This is a genomic window from Shewanella sp. Isolate8, from assembly GCF_022398495.1.
Classification (GTDB): Bacteria; Pseudomonadota; Gammaproteobacteria; order Enterobacterales; family Shewanellaceae; genus Shewanella; species Shewanella aquimarina.
In genome coordinates this window covers 1,881,016-1,897,889 of the sequence record NZ_JAKEVI010000001.1, presented here as the reverse complement: position 1 = coordinate 1,897,889, position 16,874 = coordinate 1,881,016, and the positions used below count along the sequence as shown (strand labels likewise).

The 16,874-nt window shown below is 54.1% G+C and carries 11 protein-coding genes; 2 read left to right on the top strand and 9 right to left on the bottom strand.

Annotation, left to right across the window (positions count from 1 at the left end; translation table 11 throughout):
- The 7 genes from recC to rmuC form a co-directional block, all read right to left on the bottom strand.
- Positions 1-3,528 carry an exodeoxyribonuclease V subunit gamma gene (gene recC / locus L1D43_RS08360; protein ID WP_239850693.1) on the bottom strand — a complete coding sequence of 1,176 codons (3,528 nt, stop codon included), beginning with the start codon at positions 3,526-3,528 and terminating at the stop codon, positions 1-3.
- A 226-nt stretch (positions 3,529-3,754) separates the two neighbouring features.
- A complete protein-coding gene (locus tag L1D43_RS08355) occupies positions 3,755-5,785 on the bottom strand; it encodes a DUF3488 and DUF4129 domain-containing transglutaminase family protein (RefSeq protein ID WP_239850691.1) in 2,031 nt (676 codons plus the stop codon).
- Positions 5,775-6,764: a DUF58 domain-containing protein gene (locus tag L1D43_RS08350; RefSeq protein WP_239850689.1), complete on the bottom strand. Its 990-nt coding sequence runs from the start codon at positions 6,762-6,764 to the stop codon at positions 5,775-5,777. Before L1D43_RS08350 ends, L1D43_RS08355 begins: the two co-directional genes overlap by 11 nt.
- 18 nt (positions 6,765-6,782) lie before the next feature.
- Positions 6,783-7,694 carry a MoxR family ATPase gene (locus L1D43_RS08345; protein WP_239850687.1) on the bottom strand — a complete coding sequence of 304 codons (912 nt, stop codon included), beginning with the start codon at positions 7,692-7,694 and terminating at the stop codon, positions 6,783-6,785.
- Positions 7,695-7,815: 121 nt separating this feature from the next.
- Entirely contained in the window at positions 7,816-8,526 is a 711-nt protein-coding gene (locus L1D43_RS08340; RefSeq protein ID WP_239850685.1) for an EAL domain-containing protein, read from the bottom strand.
- Between the two features lie 127 nt (positions 8,527-8,653).
- Positions 8,654-10,591: a transglycosylase SLT domain-containing protein gene (locus tag L1D43_RS08335; RefSeq protein WP_239850683.1), complete on the bottom strand. Its 1,938-nt coding sequence runs from the start codon at positions 10,589-10,591 to the stop codon at positions 8,654-8,656.
- A 361-nt stretch (positions 10,592-10,952) separates the two neighbouring features.
- Complete coding sequence (gene rmuC / locus L1D43_RS08330) at positions 10,953-12,428, bottom strand: DNA recombination protein RmuC (RefSeq protein WP_239850681.1); 1,476 nt, start codon at positions 12,426-12,428, stop codon at positions 10,953-10,955.
- 181 nt (positions 12,429-12,609) lie between these two features.
- Between rmuC and msrP the strand changes: the two genes are divergently transcribed.
- Together msrP and msrQ are read left to right on the top strand one after the other, a co-directional pair.
- Positions 12,610-13,635: a protein-methionine-sulfoxide reductase catalytic subunit MsrP gene (msrP, locus tag L1D43_RS08325; protein ID WP_239850679.1), complete on the top strand. Its 1,026-nt coding sequence runs from the start codon at positions 12,610-12,612 to the stop codon at positions 13,633-13,635.
- 40 nt (positions 13,636-13,675) lie between these two features.
- A complete protein-coding gene (gene msrQ, locus L1D43_RS08320) occupies positions 13,676-14,293 on the top strand; it encodes a protein-methionine-sulfoxide reductase heme-binding subunit MsrQ (RefSeq protein ID WP_239850677.1) in 618 nt (205 codons plus the stop codon).
- A gap of 1 nt (position 14,294) precedes the next feature.
- Here the strand turns inward: msrQ and L1D43_RS08315 are convergent, their stop codons facing one another.
- A complete protein-coding gene (locus tag L1D43_RS08315) occupies positions 14,295-15,623 on the bottom strand; it encodes a diguanylate cyclase (protein WP_239850675.1) in 1,329 nt (442 codons plus the stop codon).
- Between the two features lie 280 nt (positions 15,624-15,903).
- Positions 15,904-16,848 carry an ABC transporter substrate-binding protein gene (locus tag L1D43_RS08310; RefSeq protein WP_239850673.1) on the bottom strand — a complete coding sequence of 315 codons (945 nt, stop codon included), beginning with the start codon at positions 16,846-16,848 and terminating at the stop codon, positions 15,904-15,906.
- Positions 16,849-16,874 lie beyond the last annotated feature (26 nt).

Below are 16,874 nucleotides of genomic sequence, written 5' to 3'. Positions count from 1 at the left end.
TTATTGGCCCTCCACGAAATCGGCCAGTTCGCTTAGCGGCGCCTTGTGATAGAGACTCAGCATGGGAGATAGCAGGGAGGTGGCAATGGTGCCAAAGCCTGCCTCGCTAAAGTCGTCGGGGAAAGTAAACAGCCTCTGGTAGTGGGCCTCCTGGCCTTCGCCTAGGTTAGACTGCTCATCCAGCCATTGTGGCTGGGCGGCGATTAGCTTCTCTCTATGCTCTCCCTCGGCCTCTACATAGGCTAAGGCGGTCCTAGGCATGAAGGGCAGGGGCTCGCACTGACCCTGATGGTAATGCTCGGCCCAGCGCGATAGCTGATTGAGCGCCTGCTCGGGTGTTATCGGCGCAAAGCCATGGAAATGGCCGATATCTAACAGGTAGCTGTGGCGCTGCCAAGGAGTGGCTTGCCCCTTATCAGCTGCCGCGTTGAGGCAGAGGTGACGTAAGTAGACGCGAATAAGATCTCGCGCGTTCGCCGTGCCCGGACGGTAGTTAACCAGCCCCTTGGCACTGATGCCGTCTATTCTGCCCACCAGGTTCGTGGCGGCGCTATCACTCAGCGTCAGGTCGATATCCTGAGTATGACTGCTCTCCCCCTGTAGATAGAGGGTACGCCCCACTAAGGCGCGAATATCGTGCTGATATTGGTTGAGTAGAATATCGTCGAAGGGGGCAAGGGGTAGCTGACCCGAGAGCCTCAGGCGCTTGAGCAGGTTATCCGATGGCCGCTCCTCGCCCGATTTGACCGCATCTTCAATCAGCAGCGATTGCAACTGATAGCGAGACAGAGCATTGAGGGCGAAGGGCTCATCATTTTCATCCATCTGTATGCTGAGGCTAAGGTCCAGCTTGAGGGTGCGATTGAAAAAGTACTGCGCCGGATTGCGGAAGAAGCGGATCAGTGCCGAGAGCTCCAGCGGCTCGTCCTTGTCTTCGTCGGCGATGAGGCTCAGTGGCTCAGTGATAAACTGGCCGGGCTGAGTATGGGGGGCGCCGTCTGCTTCACTCGCTTCCTCAGCATGAGTGGTTGGGCACCACTGCTCGCTATAGCTCTGGCGCAGTTGCTGAGCCTGGTGATTACCTTCCGGAGGCGCTTCTTGCGCCAAATAGAGGCGCTCGTCGAAGGGCTGTAGCGGCATAGTGACGATAAGCTGCGCTAAAATGGCCCGTTCGATTTGGGCGATATCCGCCGTGTCTGTGTCTCCATTGAGCATGTCTGCACAGGACGCCGGCAGGTAGCAGAGCTGGCAGTATTCGATAAGCTCAGAGACCAGCATAGAGGGGATGCGCTCGCTGTTATCCCGCTCGCTATGGCCGATATAGCTGATGTAGAGCTGCTCTCTGGCCGAGAGCAGCGCCTCGAGGAACAGGTATCTGTCGTCGAGTCGGCGGGAGCGGTCGCCCTTGCGCGGCCCCTCTTGCGCCACCAAGTCGAAGCCCACGGGGTGTTGTACCCTGGGGTAGACACCATCATTCATGCCTAATAGGCAGACCACCTTGAAGGGGATGGATCGCATCGGCATCAGGGTACAGAAGTTGACGCTACCCGCCAGATAACGCTGCCCCACCCGTGATTCGGTGAGGTGGCGGGTAAACCAATTTTGCATCACCTCGAGTTCGAGTTCGCTCTGGTAGTCAGTTGCAGTCAGTTCCTCACTCAGTCGCATGATCGCCTGTAACAACTCCTGCTTCTGATTTAGCTCCTCCTCAATGCAGTCGTAGAAGGTCTCTACCAGGTTTTGCAGCTGAGTGATACGCACGCCGAGGGGGCAATGTGAATCGAGCTCCCGATTAAATTCGTCGATCGCCTCGATAAAGTTGAGCAGCTTACCCAAGGCCTGGGCGGATTGTCCTTCGACACCGGGCAGTGCCAGGCTGTCATGGTAGATGGGGGCTTCATCGCTAAAGCTATAGCCTAAGATCAGTCGCTTGATGCCAAAGGCCCAGGAGTTATGCTCAAAGGCCGGCAGCTGCTGGGCCTGACGACTCTGCTCATCCCGGCCCCAGCGTACGCCTGCCTGTTCCAGCCAGCGGCGAATAAGCTGGAGGTCGTCATCGTTCAACTCGAAGCGGCGCATCACGGCGGGCACTTCGAGTATGCCTAGAATGTCGGTCAGGGCGAAGCGGCTCTTGTTGAGCCCAAGCAGGTGCAGAAAACTGTTGATGAGCGGCGATTCCTGGGCCGCGCCGCGATCGGCGATGGCGTAGGGGATAAAATGATCGCCGCGTTTTGAGGCAAACACCGCATCTATGTAGGGGGCGTAGGCGGCGACATCTGGCATCATCACCACGATATCCTTGGGGGCGAGACTGTCTGATCGCGACAAGCGTTCCAGCAGGTGATCGTGCAGCGTCTCCAGCTCTCTTAGCGGGCTGTGGCAGCTTCTCAGCGTCAGGGAATCATCGTCACTTGCCAGTATTCGTCGTCCCAGGGTGGTGAGATAGAGCTCGGCGTCCGGCCCTAAGGTCTGGCCCCGGGTGCTCAGCTCGAGGATATCTTGCTGAACCCCTTGTAGCACAGTGTGGCTACCCGGGTCTTGGTAGCATTCGAAATTGAAGTTAGTGTCATTTTCCGGCAGCTCGAGAATAAGATCTAACAGCTCACGGCCCATCTTGCCGTTGTTAGCCAGCAGTGGATTACCCACCTCGAGTTTACTCTCCCAGTCGATAGACAATTGCTGCTTGCCGCCATATTGCAGCGCCATGCGCGCCCTGAGCTTAGGATCGACGATATCGCCCCAATAGTGTTGGCAGGGACTGAGATTGAGCATCACCACATCGATACGTTTGGCGAGGAAGTAGAGCACCTCAAGTGTCTGCGGCGCCATGGAGGAGATCCCAAAGACAAACAGGCGTGTCGGTAGCTTGCTAAGATCGCACTGGGGATTGCTTAGGGCATCAAACAGCGCCTGGTGCAGGTTGGCCCTGTGGTAACGGCTCTGGTTCAAAGTGTGATGATTGTAGTGGATCAACGCGCGCCACAGCACGCTCTGCCATTGCTGCGACCCATCCAGTGGACGCTCCTTAGGCGGCAGGCGATCTTCGCCCTGTTCCCAGGCCAAGATCCAGTCCGGGCGATAGACCAGATATTGGTCGAAGATATCGGCTATCTGGCTGCAGAGCTGAAACAGTTTTAGTGAGTGCTGCGCCGCGCTGTCCTCGAGTATGGCATCGTCCTTGAGGTAGTGAGCTAAGGGAGCGAATACCTCCTGAGACAAGAGGCCTGGCAGCAGTTCCATCAGCTTCCAGGTCATGGCCGGTTTGGTGAAGGCGTTTTCCTTGGGCACATCGGGCAGCAGCTGATGACACAGTTGCCAGATGAAGCTAGACGGCAGGGGGAATTCCAATGCGGCGGCGACGCTGTTTTGCTCGGCGATGGCTAGCCTCAGCCAGGTAGACATGCCGGGGCTCTGGACTAAGATCTGTTCATTGCTTAGTGGTGACTGACCCGCCGGGGGCGTCTGCAGTTCGTTGGCGAGCAGCTGCGCCAAAGCCTCCATTCGATTCGATTGCACCAAATACAGCATGAGATCACTTATCCATTTCGTTGTTGTGTGGCTATTCTAGGGCATCTGGGTTATCCGGCCAATCCTCGCCGTGCGATATCGGTGTAATTCGATAGCCTCGCTCAGTTTATGCTTATTTTTCACACATTTTCAATGGCTTTGCGAGAACTGGGATCATGATTGTCTAAGCAAGTATTTAGATCCCTTGGTTTTCCTTGTGCAGGTTAAGCCTTGCTAGTCTTAGTCATTAACTGGTCTCTAACGAGCCCTTAAGTTTCAGGATGGCAATGCGCAGCCGGCGTAGGTCCTGTTTTAGCTGACGCTTGAGCTGTTTGCTGGCTCTTGGTGAGGGGGCGCGATATTTCAGTGTCATGTAACTTGTGGTGTAGCGTGTCATGGGCTCGCTGAGCGCTGGCGCCGCGGTCAGCACCCGATCCTGATAAGCATCCACAGATTCGCCTTGCGCGCGCGGCAGCCCGCGTTTGGCTAGCATGGTACAGATCTGCTCGAACCCGGCGACTACTGGGTCTGGATGGCGGCTAAAGCGCAGCAGGCCGACACTGTAGGCGATAAAGAGGGCGATAACACTGAAGGAGGCGATGACAAAGATGGCTACCTTGGTGGCGTTGATCTCACCCAGGATCTCTTTGAGCAACTGGGTTTGCCTGTCTTCGTCGAAACCCAGCACCCACTTGCTCCAGTAGTAATCTATGCTGGCCAGGGACATCCTTAAATTATTGAGCAGAGGATACTGGCGCAGCCTCAGGCTGCTGAAGGGGTTATTGATAAGATAGCTCTGCTCGGGTGAGAACAGCGCATCGAATCCCGCCTCGACCCGTTCGGGGGCGATCATGGCTGTGGGATCGAAGCGGGTCCAGCCCTTACCTTCGAGCCAGACCTCGACCCAGGCGTGGGCCATATACTGATAGACGCTGAGGTAACCGCCAGCCTGGTTCCACTCGCCGCCCTGATAACCCGTTACCATGCGCGCGGGCAGGCCAGATTGTCGGGCGAGGAATACCATGGCACTGGCATAGTGGGCGCAGAAGCCGGCGCGGTTCTCAAACAGAAAGTCATCTATCTGCTGTGGGCCGACCCGAGGCGGTTCCAGGGTGTAGAAAAATGGTGCCTGATTAAAGAGTGTCATGATGGCGTTAAGGCGCGACTCGGGCGCGGGATACTCGTGTTTCAGCTTAAGCCCCAGTGCCCGTGACTTTGGATTTGATTCCTTAGGGAGTTGAAGATTACGCTGCCTGAGTTCAGGCGAGAGTCGGCGATCGAGTTTCGCCTCTGGATAGGAGCTGACCCGATATTGATACTTCTGACTCAGGGGGGCCTTGGCATACAGACGGCCATCGGGTAGCTCAAGAATATCTCGGGTATTGGTGTAGGCGAGGTCCAGACCAAACAGCCAGTTTTGGTAACTCGGCTCGGCGATCACCTCGTAGTTTATCGGCGTACCTTCGGGATTGGGGCGAGCATTGGTCATGACTCGTTGTCGTTGTAGCGTCTTAATCTGCGGATCTTGGGTCCAGGTCTTGCCGTCGTAGTGATCCAGCACTAGGGCGCGCCAATAGAGCTGACTGTTGGCCGGGCGACGATTGTCGAAGGTGACGCGATAGGCCAGGGCGCTTGAGCGGGTCAGCTTGCCGATATCGCCAAAGGCGAGTTCGTCGCTCAGTCCCGTGGTGGCATTCTTGGGGTTGGGCACCAGCCAGAGCGGTGGCAATCTGGGCAGCACCATAAACAGGACGATGGCCAGAGGCAGGCTCTGCAGCATGAGCTTGGCCCCTAGCTTGGCGGTCCGCCGAATCGAGCTGGCGTTTAGATAGAGGCTGACCAATACGCAGATGTTGATGGTGGCGACCAGTGTCAGTTGCAGGGTGAACCAGAGGCTCTGTCTCTCGATGAGGGTAACGGCGATCAGGAAAAAGCCCACCAGCACCACGGCGCGGACGTCACGCCTGTCGCGCATCTCGATATATTTGAGGGCGTAACCCAAGATCAGCAGGTTGATCAAGCCGTTTAACAGGCCTATCTGCGCCGTGACTAAGGCCAGAGTGACGGCGGAGGCGATCGCTAGTGTGGTCACCAGGTATCTGGGGGGCTTAGCCACCTTACCGACAAAGATCCCCACCCGCCACAACAGGCAGATTGCGCAAATCGCCATGCTCCAGGGCGTCATCTTATCGTACAGGGGGGCCAATACGCTGAGGTTGACCAGCAGCAACCAGAGCAGGCTCTGACGCCCTATGTTCTCACTCTTGCTATCGGCCATGGCTGGCCTCCAGATGTTCAGGATAGACGGCGATGGTACTGAGCACCAAGTGTCTATGTTGCTCGCCGCTGCCAGGCATCAGTGTCTTGCCCGGCAGCTTTAGGCCAAAGATCTGTCCCTTGGCCGAGAGCCTATCTGCCGCCCAGGTCAGCAGGCTCACTTGCTCCTCTAAAGGCGCATTAGTGTCTAAGGTTAACCATTGGGGCGCGCTCTGGGGCTGCTCAAACTCTTTGGTGAGCATGCCGCGTCCCTGTGCCAACTGCTTCCAGGCGATCTGATTGAGTGACTCACCGGTGACGAAGGGTTTGAGGCCGTGAAACTCCTCGACGCCGACGACGCTCTTGCCCCTCTCTTTTGCTTGATGATCATCGCCTTGCTGTTCGGCGCTGAGTTCATACAGGCCCGGTTTAGGCTGTGCAAACGCTATCTGAGTGTTGGCGAGATCCACATGGGACCAGGCGCGGCACAGTCCTAGCGGATAGCGGCTCTCTACCCTGAGGCGGCCGGGCGCTACCCATCCTCGCTGGTTGTTACTCAGGGGGAGCAAGGCCTCCTGGGGCTTGTCGTCGATTCGGTTTAGGGTCTGTACTCGCTGTTTTTCATAGCTAAGCTCCACCTGATGCTGCACCTGCTTGGCATGGAGGATGACGCCATAGAGCAGGGTCTCGCCCGCGTAGGCTTCGGGTCCTGTCTTGGCCTCGAGTGTCATGCCGGCCAGGTTGCGATAGCTGTAGATGATGCAGGTGTTGAAGAGGCTGAGCAGTAAGATAGAGAGTCCGATCACCAAATTATTCTGGTAGTTGGTGCCAAAGAGAAACAGCAAGACCACGAACAGCAGCCAGAAGAGGCCAAAACCCGTGGGCAGGATAAAGATGCTTCGGTGTGCCAGGGTCACCTTATTGCTGGCGGGCAGGCGTCTGGCGATCCAGGCCTGCCACCATTGACTGAGTCGGTTTTGCTTTACCTTAATATTCGCCATGGCTTATATCATATGGGCTTATAAGATGGGGTTAGTGCTCGCGAGCAGACGCTGGGAGAGGGCTTCGCCCTGCTGCTGGCTGGTATGCCTTAGCCTGTGTTCGGCCACGGCGGCAAATACTGCCTGTACATCGTCGGGAACCAGATAATTACGTCCCTGAATGAAGGCCCAGGCCTTGGCGGCACTGAGTAGCGCCTTGCTTGCCCTGGGGGATAGCCCGTAGCCTTCGTTGAGCTGGCGTGAGCCCTTCACCAGCGCCAGGATATAGTTGAGCAGCGCCTCGGAGGCCTTGACCTTACTCACCTGAGATTGCAGCTCAATGAGGGTGAGGGGATCGACACAGGCGGGCAGGTGCTGTAACTGGGGCGAGATATCTTCTCCCTTTAGCATGGCCATCTCGGCGGTCTCGTCAGGATAGCCGATGGAGATCCGCATCATGAAACGGTCGAGCTGGGATTCCGGCAGGGGAAAGGTACCCGACTGCTCGCTGGGGTTCTGGGTGGCGATGACGAAGAAGGGACTCGGCAGGGCATGGGTCACGCCATCGATCGAGATCTGCTGCTCTGCCATGGCTTCCAGCAGCGCACTCTGGGTCTTGGGACTGGCACGGTTGATCTCATCGGCCAGGATCATCTGTTTAAAGATGGGGCCAGGATGGAACACAAATTGGGATTGTTCCTTATCGAAGATAGAGACGCCGAGAATATCCGCCGGCAGCATGTCGCTGGTAAATTGGATGCGTTGATGGCTTAGCCCCAGGCTTTGGGCCATCCCCTGCGAGAGGCTGGTCTTGCCCATGCCGGGCAGATCTTCGATCAGCAGGTGTCCCTTGGCAAGGATACAGGTAAGGGCCAGCTTGATCTGATGGGGCTTGCCCAGCAACACACGTTGCAGCTGGTTTAAGATCGCCGTGATGCTTGAATGAGACATGGAACTCCTTATTGCGAGCACTCGGTAGTCAAAATAATCCTGATGATGACCTTTAACTATGAGGCAGAAGCCTGTGATTGGCTACCTTATTTTGGTCGTTCTTCGGGGACTAAACAATAGTTTATGTTTCAAGTAATCCTGCAAGCGGCAGTTTGATCTCTGCCTGGATGAAGGAGTCTCGATAAAGAAAACCTTGTACCCAATCGAACTGGAAGTCTTGGGCTATGGCGAGTTCATCACGGGTTTCGATCCCCTCGAGTATAGTGAGTTTACCTGAATAGCGGGCAAAGCTGATCAAGGCTTTTAGTAGTTCTTGGGTGTGGGGAAGATGAAGTTGCTTGAGCCAACATTTATCAAATTTGAGACAGTCAACCAGAGTGATTAAAGTCAAAGAGAGCATGGAATGAGGGGCGCCGATATCATCCAGCGCAATCTTAATGCCTGCGGCCCTCAGCCGGGTGGCAAGGGTGAGTGCCTGTCTGGCATCGCTGGCACAGGTATTTTCGATAAGCTCTACAGTGGTGTTTGGGCGTCGATGGATCTGCTTTATCAAATCTGTGGTCAGTGCGGTTGATAATCCGTGAGGATCTAGGTTCAGAAACAAGGCTTTGTTTCTTGGAGCTAGGTTAAGTTGTAAATGCTTGGCGGCATATTCGACTCGACCAAGCAGGTTTGGTGTGTCATGGAGGCGCTCAAAAATCTTATTTGGAGGTGTTGGTTGTCCCTTTGGAGTAAAGAATCGCGCAAGCGCCTCAAAGCCTGTGATCTGTCCGCTGTTGAGAGCGATGAACGGCTGATATTCGCAGCCCATAGTGAGTTGGCTAAGCTTCATGGCTTCACTTAGGAAATTAATGCAAATGATAATTATTCACATTTGTTGGAGTGTGTCTATGTTTCCCTTGATAAGTCGTGAAGACTTGCTGATTTTATCGCCAATGCCGAAGCATTGGCGAAAAACCTTAGTATTTGAAGGCGAGTTCCTTTGACGAAAACAGTGCTACAGGTTTCAGTTGCCTCGCCTGATAGATGGCGCGATAACTCAGCACCGCCTGCACATATTCGCGGGTCTCGGTAAAGGGAATAGACTCGATAAAGGCAAAGACATCCAGCTTGCCCTGGCTGCGTTCTAGCCAGCGCGTGACCCTGTGGGGCCCGGCATTATAGGCGGCGGTGGCCAGCACTCGGTTACCATCGAATCTGTCGAGCAGCGACTTATAGTAACGGCTGCCAAGGCCGGTATTGAGCGAGACATCATAGAGGCTCTTGCTGCCGCGGTACTTGATGCCATGTTTGCGTGCCGTCTCTTTTGCCGTGGCTGGCATCAACTGCATCAGGCCGCGGGCACCCACGCCTGAGGTGGCGTAGGGATAAAAGGCAGATTCTCTGCGGGCGATGGCGCGGATCTCATCGATATCGACCCTGGCGTTTTTGCTCGCTGCCTTGAAGGCCTCTTCGGCGGCATAGGGAAAGCGCAGCGTCATGTCGTTCCACAGCTGTCCCTGTATGCTGGCCTGTACTGTTAGGTCGTGCCACTGGTTGCGGCTCGCCAGCAGGGCATACTGCGCCTGTTTCTGCTGCGGGTGGCGCCCAAGTAGCAATACCCATTCGGCGCGGGCATCAATTTTTTTATCCAGCGCCAGCAGCTCCTCAACCCGGGCAAGCCCAGGATCCTGAGCGAGCAGGGGAGTTAGCTTGTCGTCGAGCTGAGTGTCGATCTGTGCCAAGTTGATGGTGGTCGAAACTAGATCGGCGGCAGTAAAGCCATAGAAGTTTCGCTGTTTACTCAGGGCGGGCAGGGCTGTATCGGCCACCTCAGTACCTGTCTCCATCTGGCGCCTCGCTATCCAATACTGCCAGCGGGCTTTCTGGCGTTTGGATTCACTCAACAGCGGCAGGTATTTGTCCAGGCTCTTATTGTCGGCTTCTCTTATCGCCCAGCGCAGGCGTAGCGCCTTTAGATCGTCGCTGTCAGTCTTAGGCAGGCGGTTATCGACGAAGGCTTTGAGCTCTGTCTCCTGGGCTATCAAGGCGCGTTTCATCAGGTAGCGCGCCAATTTTTGTGCTTGATAGTCGCTGAATCTGTGGGCCTTCTCATATTTTTGAAACAGGCTGACCGCCTTGATGAGATCTTTTCGGGCCAGGCGCCTGAGACCCGCATCGACGATATCGCCATAGATGGCGGCCTTCACCTTAAAGCGTTTGGTGTGCCTCAGGGTGCGGGGGTCTTGATACACGGCAAGGAGCTGCTTGGCCTCTTTCTGATGAGCCGTCACCTTACTGGCCAGATATTTGAGCAGACTATATTCGCTTCCGTTGAAAGCCATTAGCATGCGCGACCAGAGCAGCGATTGACTGCGGTGTCCGGCTTTCTCCCAGGCGGTAAACAGAGGATCGCATTCCTTGGGGCGCGAATGTCCGTGGAGCCATAGCTTCTTGGCACCATCGAAGGCCATGGCCTTGTCGCCTTGGCTTAGTTGGGCACGGTAGTAATAGCATTGTAGGCTGATGCTGCGGGGCACCTCAGGGCTGATGGCGAGAAAATCTTGCCAACGCTTTGTTTTACCAGCGCTTTCCAGATAGCGATGGCGAGCACTGTTATTGAGCGGTGTGCCATCGAATCGCGCCATCGCCTTACGTGCCTCGCTGCCTGGCGCAGCGAGTATGTTGTCTATTTCCGCGTGGTAGTCGAGATAGGGGGTGAGCGGGTAGCCATTGAGCTGGGCTCTCAGGGTCTGATAGCGTTCCAGTTTGCCATTATCCAGGGCCTCTCTGGCGTCAAGGTAGCGCTGCTGGTTCTGGGTTAGGCTAGCCGCCGACAGCGTCATGGGGATGAGCGCACCTAAGCCTATGAGGAGATAACGTTTAGCCTGAAAAAGTGTGCCTAACCGCTTTGGCATTGTCTTCCTATCCTTGTCTACTGCTTTGCTCGATTCGCTCTGTGACGCATCTGTATTTGCTAGGGCCTGTTGATCTTTCAAGTTTAATTTTTGTTCAATCTAAACGCGTTTTGCGCGATGCGAGAGCCATGAAGCATAGTTACTCTATGTGAATGGCGAACAACAAAGAAATCGTCTGGAACGATTTCTAACAGCGCGCGTTTAGATGAACCCGTTGGGCAGCGTTTGTAGGCCATTTCTACGGCGTTATCGCCAATTTGTGTAGAAGACTACACGACACAGGCTCTGCCTTGTATAAATCACCTTCAAACTGCTGCAAAAACAAACGGCAAAGATCAACAGGCTCTAGTGTAACGGTTGATCAATTCAGTTTTATGTCATGCTCCATATGATCGCTGAGCGCCTGATCGAGTAACTGACTATCCAACTGCTTATTGGTCGTGACACCCATTTGTTGCATCTGATGGGCCTGGCGGATCAAGTTCCCTTTACCTGTGCTTAGCTTACCCATGGCTGCCTGATAGTGTCTGTCCAGCGATTCCACCGCGCGACCTATCTTCTCCATGTCCTCGAGGTAACCACATAGCTTGTCGTAAATTTTGCCCGCCTGCTTGGCGATGAGCTGGGCATTCTGGTTCTGATATTCATAGCGCCAGATGTTGTTAATGGTTCGCAGTGCCACCAGCAAGTTAGTCGGGCTGACCAGCATGATGTTGTTTTCCAGCGCATAGTTGATCAGGCTAGGTTCATGCTCGAGCGCCAACAGGAACGCGGGCTCCAATGGAATAAACATTAGCACATAATCCAGGCTTGTTAAGCCGTGAAGCGCCTGGTAATCCTTTTGACTGAGGCCCTTGATGTGATTGCGGATCGATAGGCAATGCTCCTTGATGGCGGCCGCCTTGACGCTGTCATCATCGCTGTTGAAATAACGCTCGTAGGCCACCAGGGACATCTTGGCGTCGATCACCACATCTTTGTTTTCCGGCAGATGAACGATCACATCTGGCTTGAAGCGTTTACCATTGTCGTGTTTGAGATCCTGCTGGGTCTCATATTCGTGGCCCTCTCTCAGGCCGCTCTCTTGTAGCACACGCTCGAGAATCACTTCGCCCCAGTTACCTTGCTGCTTGTTATCGCCCTTGAGCGCCTTGGTGAGGTTGATGGCGTCCTGACTCATTTGCAGGTTTAACGCCTTGAGTGACTCCAGTTGATGCTTCAGGGCGCTGCGCTCATTCTGCTCGACAGTATAAGATTCCTGAACCTGCTTTCTAAAACCTTCAAGCTGCTGTTTAAATGGAGAAAGCACATTAGAGAGCTGTTGTTCGCTCTCATGTTGTAAACGCTGCGCCTTAGCATCAAAAATTTTGTTGGCGAGATTCTCGAACTGCTGGGTCAGGCGCGACTCTGATTCGTGCAGGTGTTTAATCTTGTCTTCCAGCGCCTGTTGCTCGGTCTCAAACTTGACCGTCAGCGTCTGCTGAATGGCGTTGGACTTGGACAGGGCCAGTTGGGTCTCCATCTGTTTGCGCTGGCTCTGCTGGAGTTGCTGCTCGAGATCGTCGGCGCGCTGGGCCTGTGCCTGGCTCATGCCGAGCAGATTAATCTGATGTTCAAGCTTCTGGTTGAGCTGGGCAATGTCGCTGCGCTTCTCTTCCAGCGATGCTTCCAGCAGCGCGATGGCGGTGCCGTGCTCCTGGATTAGCTCCTCTCTTACCCTCTGCCATTTGCTGCGGGTGAGGCGCTGGTTGAGTAGGGCACCGATCAGCAGTGCTAACATGGCCACCGCGGCTAAGACGATGATTTGTGGGAGAGATAGAGGAAGTTGTGTCAACATAGTCGATACCCGTTATAAGCTTGGCGTTAAGCCTCTCATGAGGCCAGTGCAGGTTCAAGGGGAGATAGGGCAAATGACGAACACTTGTTCGTTAAATATTATTTAGGTGAAATTTTTTAAGGGTTTTGACTATCTAATTAAGCATGGGCTGAAAAGCGACGTATAAAAGGTGGTAGCAGATATGGCGAAGGGCATCATAGGAACGGGAATAAAAGCTTGGCAAGAGAAGAGTGCGCACGTCACGCCAGAGGCGGTATTTAACGATAGACGCAACATCATCAAGGCGCTCGGCCTGGGCGCACTGGGAGCCAGCATACCCGGCCAGGTGCAGGCTGGGCTGTTTGATCTGTTCGGTAAGTCTGAGCCCCATGCTCCCTTTGTGACGCATCCGTTAGCCTTTAGCGGCAACAAGGCTTACGGCCAGCAGGAGATCCTCACTCCAGAGAAGAAGGTGACCACCCACAATAACTACTACGAGTTTGGTACCAGTAAGACAGATCCCTTCGAGAATGCTCAAGGCTTCAAGGTGGATCCCTGGACGCTGAGGGTAGAGGGCATGGTAGACAAGCCGCTCACACTGGATCTGGACGACTTGACCAAGTTGCTGCCACTGGAGGAGCGCATCTATCGCCTTCGCTGTGTCGAGGCCTGGTCTATGGTGATCCCTTGGGTGGGTTTTCCTTTAAAAGCCCTGCTTGCCAAGGCAGGGGTTAAGGCTGGTGCGACCCATGTGGCCTTTGAGACCCTGTTCGACCCCGACCAGATGCCGGGACAGAAGAGCCGACTGATGGGAGGTGGTATTCATTATCCCTATGTGGAAGGGCTGAGACTGGATGAGGCTACCAATGAACTGGCCTTCATGGCCGTTGGACTCTATGGCAAGACGCTGCCGCCGCAAAACGGTGCGCCAATCCGTTTGGTGGTACCTTGGAAGTATGGCTTCAAGAGCATCAAGTCTGTGGTCAGGATCCGCGTAATGGACAAGCAGCCACCCACTAGCTGGAACCAACTGGCGCCCCACGAATATGGTTTCTATGCCAATGTGAACCCTAAGGTGGATCACCCTAGATGGTCCCAGGCAACAGAGCGACGCATAGGTGAGGGCGGGATCTTCTCGGCGCAGCGCATCGCGACCTTACCCTTTAACGGCTATGGCGAGCAGGTGGCCCACCTCTACAAGAGAATGGATCTGCGTCAGTACTATTAGATTTATTTGAATACAAGCGAGCCATAAAGAGGAGAAGTCTTTGTTTCGATTGCAAGCCAGGCATCTGTTGCCGCTCAAGCTAGTGTTTCACCTTATCGCTCTAGTTCCCCTTGGAGTGTTGGTGTGGCGAGTGTTAACCGAACAGCTTGGGGGCGATCCGGTTCAGTACATCATTCACTATACCGGAATGGGGGCGATCAATTCCCTGATCGCCGTGCTACTCATCTCGCCGGTGGCAAAGTATTTTAAGCTCGGGCTCTTGATGCAAACCCGCCGCTTAGTGGGCTTGTATGTGTTTGCCTATGCCAGCTTACACATCTTGGCTTTCTTGAGCCTCGACCTGCTGTTTGCCTGGCAACTGCTGCTAAGTGAGATCGTTAAACGTCCCTATATTATGGTGGGCGCGACGGCCTATCTCATCTTGTTGCTGCTGGCGATCACCTCGTTTGCCAGGGTCAGACGTGCCATGGGACGGCGCTGGCAACAGTTACATAACTGGGTCTATCTGGTGGCTTTACTGGCCCCAATCCATTTTTATTGGTCAGTTAAATCTGAGGTGATCGAGCCGAGCCTTTATCTGATTGGCTTGATCTTTTTATTATTGATCAGAGTTAACTTTAAGCAGTTGCAGCGGCGCTTTTCACTGAGGACGAGCTAGGTTAATCAACCTCACTCTTTTCCACCTGCTGGGCAATCGTGTCGCTAAAGCGGTGGCTGTTACCACTGATCTTTTTGGCTTGATACATGTTGTCATCGGCAATTTTGATGAGGTTCAGGCGGGTTAGCTCATCGCCCGGATACATGGCAACGCCTATGCTGACGGTGAGTGATACCGAGGTGCGACCACAGACGATAGGGGGCGAGACCTGAGCAATGATCTTGTCTATCACTATCGAGACTTCGGCGATGTCGTTGATGGGCTCGAGCCAGACCACGAACTCATCGCCTCCCAGGCGACCGCAGATATCGGAGCTGCGCACGGCGCTCTGTATTCGCCTCGCCGCTGTCGAGAGTACCTTGTCGCCGTTATCATGGCCCAGGCTGTCGTTAACCTGTTTAAATTTATCCAGATCGATGAATAACATGGCGGCGTGCATCTGAGTGCGCTGACAGCGTGCGATCGCCGTGTCTATCTGCCGCTCGAAAGCGCTGCGAGAGTAGAGGCCGGTCAAGTCGTCGTGTTCCGCGACATATTTTAGTTTCTGGGTCTGACGCTTGAGCTGTTTGGTCTGCGATTGAACTTCGCTCTGTAGTGCCTCCTTGCGTATGGTGGTCTCTTTGAGCTTCTGGGTCATGGCGTTAAACTTCTGCGCGAGTATGGCGAGCTCATTGTGATGAACAACTTCAATATTGCCGTCCAGATCGCCCTGGCTGAGCCGTTTGATCCCCTGCTTCATCGGATGCAGGCTCTCTCTGAAGGCCTTGAGGGTCGAGATGGTAAACAGCAGTGAGATGATGGAGCCCGCCAACAGGAACAAGATAGTCGAGGAGAGGATCTGTGATTGCTGCTCGGCTAAGCTGTCGATCACCTGGCGCTGCAGACTGGTGAGATCTTCACTCATGGACTGTATCGTGATGTTGAATCGGGTGGTTAACATGCCGCGAGCAGAAGTGATGCCACGCTGTGGAGTCGAACTCAGATGCTGCTGGGTGAGTTCGAGCAGCGCCGCGAGGCTATCCGCCTGACGATTTAAATTGGTGGTCAATATCTTAGTAGATGGCGCGAGAAACTGGGCCTTGGCAAGTTTTTGTTTAAGCTCTTGATGGGCATTGAGCGTCTGGATCAATACTTCCGGGTCTTGAAACTCCTGCAAGGCCCAAAGCCGACTCCTGAGTATATCTATGTTGCTTTCCAGTTCCATGATGCTGGACAGTTGCCGTAGGTTATCCTGCTGTATGTGTTTCAGGCCGGCAAAGGTCAGTAATATGGTGGTCGTCAGGAACAGACTGATAAAAAGCAGCAACTTCAAGCGAGTATTGATCATCATTTGCTGTTAACGTCCTAGGGTCTGTTTATCTTTCAGGTTTAATTTTTGTTCGATCTAAACGCGTTTTGCTCAAGGCGCATGCTGTGCGGCATAGCTATTCTATGTAAATAGCAGGCAACAAAGGGCAAGGCGCGTTTAGATGAACCCTTCGGGCAGCTTTTGTAGGCCATTTCTACGGCGTTATCGCCCGCTCATGTAGAATAACTACACTATACGGACTCTGCCTTGTATAAATAACCCACAAAATGCTGCAGAAACAAACAGGAAAGGTCAACAGACCCTAGTAATCGAGCGCCTGCTTGAGTGCTGAATCATCCAGGAGCAGCCTAAAATCCGGAGGCACTTGCGCATCAACCGTGCCGCTGGCGATCGCCCAGCGCGCCTGAGCATGTAAATTTGAGATCAGTGAGTTATTTAAAGATAGCCGAAATACATAATCATTCCACGCCCACTCCAGCTCTGGCTGTGAAATATTCAGGTAGTCACTAATGATCTGTTTGGCATTTTCAGGATGTTGATTAATAAAGTTTTGTGCGCTCTTTAACGCCCGAAGTATATTGGCGTGTTGTTGCTGATGTAGTTTGGCGTTGACGGCCGAGGTCACTAGATTGAAGGAGAGGTTGTAGATCCCTTTGCCCGGATATTGATAGATAGCATCGCCATGCTCCTCAATCAACTTGTAGCCGAAGGGTTCCCAAATCGAGATGGCATCTACGTCACCGGCCAGCAGTGCTGGCCCTAACGCCTGGGGGGACATGAAAACCTTGTGAAAATTCTGCTGCTGGTGGCCGCTGATGATCATAAATGCATCGGCAAAGAACTCGCTGGCGCTGGCCTTGACCATGCCGATTTTCTTACCATTTAACTGAGTCATGCTTTTGGGCTGCTTGTCGTTGAGGGTGAGGAGTTTCAGGTCGTTATCCGATTCGACGAAACTGGCCAATAGGCGAAAATCGCTGCGCTCGAAGCCATTAAACATGATCACTGATTCAGAGCTGGTGGCGATATCGGCAACGCCCTGTATCATCGCCTGAAAGCAGAGGTGGCCTCCTCGCAGGGGGATAAGCTCGATATCCAGGTTGTAGGGTTTGAAGAGTTCCAGCTCTCTGGCGATGATCAGGGGCGCGCTTAAGGGAGTGGTAGAGGTGGCAATCTTTAACTTAATGGGGGGCTCGATGGCGGGCGCCTTGCCTCCCCACCAACTGACCGATAAGAGGCCTGTCAAGGCCAATACCAGAAGCATAATTCCTT

Excerpts from the sequence above, each read along its gene's own strand:
- recC (WP_239850693.1), bottom strand. The coding sequence starts at position 3,528 with ATGCTGTATTTGGTGCAATCGAATCGAATGGAGGCTTTGGCGCAGCTG.
- L1D43_RS08355 (WP_239850691.1), bottom strand. The coding sequence starts at position 5,785 with ATGGCCGATAGCAAGAGTGAGAACATAGGGCGTCAGAGCCTGCTCTGG.
- L1D43_RS08350 (WP_239850689.1), bottom strand. The coding sequence starts at position 6,764 with ATGGCGAATATTAAGGTAAAGCAAAACCGACTCAGTCAATGGTGGCAG.
- L1D43_RS08345 (WP_239850687.1), bottom strand. The coding sequence starts at position 7,694 with ATGTCTCATTCAAGCATCACGGCGATCTTAAACCAGCTGCAACGTGTG.
- L1D43_RS08340 (WP_239850685.1), bottom strand. The coding sequence starts at position 8,526 with ATGAAGCTTAGCCAACTCACTATGGGCTGCGAATATCAGCCGTTCATC.
- L1D43_RS08335 (WP_239850683.1), bottom strand. The coding sequence starts at position 10,591 with ATGCCAAAGCGGTTAGGCACACTTTTTCAGGCTAAACGTTATCTCCTC.
- rmuC (WP_239850681.1), bottom strand. The coding sequence starts at position 12,428 with ATGTTGACACAACTTCCTCTATCTCTCCCACAAATCATCGTCTTAGCC.
- msrP (WP_239850679.1), top strand. The coding sequence starts at position 12,610 with ATGGCGAAGGGCATCATAGGAACGGGAATAAAAGCTTGGCAAGAGAAG.
- L1D43_RS08315 (WP_239850675.1), bottom strand. The coding sequence starts at position 15,623 with ATGATGATCAATACTCGCTTGAAGTTGCTGCTTTTTATCAGTCTGTTC.